General features: G+C 60.4%; 2 protein-coding genes. Both read right to left on the reverse strand.

Translation table 11 applies throughout. The features are described 5' to 3' along the window. Positions 1 to 30: 30 nt before the first annotated feature. Positions 31 to 2382 (reverse strand): alpha-glucosidase, encoded by a 2352-nt coding sequence (gene ygjK, locus HMPREF9538_RS23875; RefSeq protein ID WP_020317093.1) that lies wholly within the window; start codon positions 2380 to 2382, stop codon positions 31 to 33. A gap of 17 nt (positions 2383 to 2399) precedes the next feature. Next, the coding region (locus HMPREF9538_RS32735; protein WP_323740373.1) for a hypothetical protein at positions 2400 to 2476 on the reverse strand (77 nt) is incomplete at its 5' end.

Consider the following 2476-nt stretch of genomic DNA (forward strand, 5'->3'; position numbering starts at 1 on the left):
TGGGGAGAGGGTTAGGGTGAGGGGAAAACGCTACGGCTTACGGAAAAACTCGTTATACAACATATATAAATGCGCCGCGCTCCACGAGAAATTGGGCGCCCCCTGCTGGGCGCCGGTCAGCGGATTGTAGTTCTCCTGAATCGGGCCATCGGCGGTTAAGCCTTTGGCGTGCTGGAAGAAGGCGTCCGCCAGCTTCAGCGCCTCATCGCGATGACCGTAGCGCTCCATTCCCTTCAGGCCGAACCAGAACTGATCCACCCACACCCGTCCGCGCCAGTAAATATCAGCGCCAAAGGCCGGGTTGGTCAGCGCGGCGGTACCCAGCGGCACAAAGGTGTTGAACTCTTTCGGGTCGAGCATCACCGAAACCACATCGTCAGCATGTTGCTGCGTCGCCGCGCCGTTAAACAGCGGCGACCAGCCTTCCGGCCCCTTGCCGCGCTCGACGATCGGTTTACCGGCGCAGCCGTTGGCCAGCGGTTGTTCTTCGATACGAATGTCGTAATAGAAGCGAGTCTGCGGGTCGAACATGCAGGTATTGATATAATCCGCCAGCTTCGCCGCCAGCGCCTGATAGCGCTTTGCCTCTTCCGCTTTGCCAAGAATGGTCGCCATCTGCGCCAGATAGTGGTTATCGCTGTACATATAGCTGGCCTGATCGACCGATTCCTGGAGCAGCGAATACCCCAGCAGGTTGCCGTTGCGGTCGCGGTTTTCGGCGAATTTCACCGTCCAGTCGCTGCGTTTGCCGCCGTTGGCGACGTATTTATCCAGCTGTTCTTTATCGATAAAACCAAATACCGCCGCATCGTCGCGCCCGGACTCCCACGACGCCGCTACCTGCGCCGGAATTTCGAGGCTGTCGTAATCGCCTTTGGCCGTCACCTGTTCGTAGGCGCGAAGGCCGGAAAGCGTCTGCTCGGTTTGCCCTTTTTTCACCGTGAACAGCATGGCGCCGTCGGCGGTGTTGTGCGCCTTATCGCGGGTCGCGCCATATTCCGGCACGCCGTTACCGTTATGGTCGCGGTTGCGTAGCCACCAGTCGTGATAGGCCACCAGCTTCGGATACATCTCTTCCAGCCACGCTTTATCTTTGGTGACGTTATACACCTCCATCACCGACCAGGCCGCGAGGCTTGGCTTGGTGTTGCGTTCGTTCCAGTTGCCGCCGTCGCCGCCGCGCTCGGGGCTCAGGTTCCAGGCGATCAGATCGGGCACAAATCCGGCATCCTGCGGGCGCACCTTATCATTGGCTTTAATCTGCCAGGAGAAGACGGCGCGGATATTCTCTTTGGCGATATCCGGGTTGAAGTGGGCCATGGCGTAGGCCTGTTTCCAGGTATCCCACGGCCAGGTCTGGTTGCCGGAGAACCAGCGGCCGGTCACGGATGGGGTGACGGTGTGGTAATGCACCGCGCCGCCCGGCGCGCGCCAGTTGCCGTTGAGCGTCTCAATGGCTTTCACCGCCACGCGGGTCTGTTCGGCGGTAGCGTCGGGGTTGCTGAGCCCTTTTTGCAGATAGCCGTCCCAGCGCTGTTCGGAGGCGGTGAGATAGTAAGCCGGGCGCGCCAGAATATCGCGGATCTGCGCTTTTTCCCGCCGCGCTTGCTCCGCGGTGAGCAGGTGCGAATAGGTGGTGTAGAGGGTGGTGGAGCCGCGGATCTCCGCGCTGCTGATAAAGCGGTGGCCGTCGATACGAGTCTCGGTTACCAGCGAACGGTGGATCTGATACTGCGATTCGCCGGAGGTCATCAGGTCGGAGGCGGCGCGAACCTTGCCAAAGCTGACCGTCAGGCCGTCGGGCGTGGCGCTCAGACGGCGCTGATAGTCCGGGAAGGTTTCATCAATGGTTTTGTCCGATAGCGCTTTACCCTCTTTGGCGGCCAGTTTTTCCAGCAGTTCGCCATCCCATACCAGCTTCAGCGGAGTGTTGCTGGTGATTTTGGTTTCCAGTAGCGAAGTGTGGGCGCTGGCGAAGCGCAGCGTCATCTCCACCTTCACGCCGGGGGCGGTCAGCGTTTGTTTCAGCGCGCCGGGCAGGCTCCAGGCCTGCAGGGTGAAATCGACCTTTTTGCCGTTCTGATACACCGTCAGGCGATCGAAGTTGGTGGCCATAAAGTTGATGTACTCTTCGGTCAGCAGCGCCGGGCCGGGGAAGCCGCCCATGGTCGCCGGGCCGTCGGGCAGCAGGTGGCCGTGCCACGCCCCGAGGTCGAAAAAGGGGTTGAAGCGCTGGTGGTCATCGGCGTCGAAATCCTGCATATACTGCGGCGCGCCGCTGCGGTCGATGACGTTTTTAAACGCCTGCGCGGTGACGGCATGGGCGGAAAAACTCAGCATCAGCGCGCAGGCCAGCGGCGTCAGCGTAGTGGTGAAGTTCATGGTATCTCGGCTCCTTGTTACCAGTAGAAGTATTGCATCAGGAAAATTTTGTCGCTCGGGTCGCCGCTGGCGTTGCTGGTATAGAAACGGCTGG

The sequence above is a fragment of the Klebsiella sp. MS 92-3 genome, from assembly GCF_000195655.1.
Lineage (GTDB): Bacteria > Pseudomonadota > Gammaproteobacteria > Enterobacterales > Enterobacteriaceae > Klebsiella > Klebsiella pneumoniae.

Coding starts and splice junctions, on each gene's coding strand:
- ygjK (WP_020317093.1), bottom strand. CDS start 2,382: ATGAACTTCACCACTACGCTGACGCCGCTGGCCTGCGCGCTGATGCTG.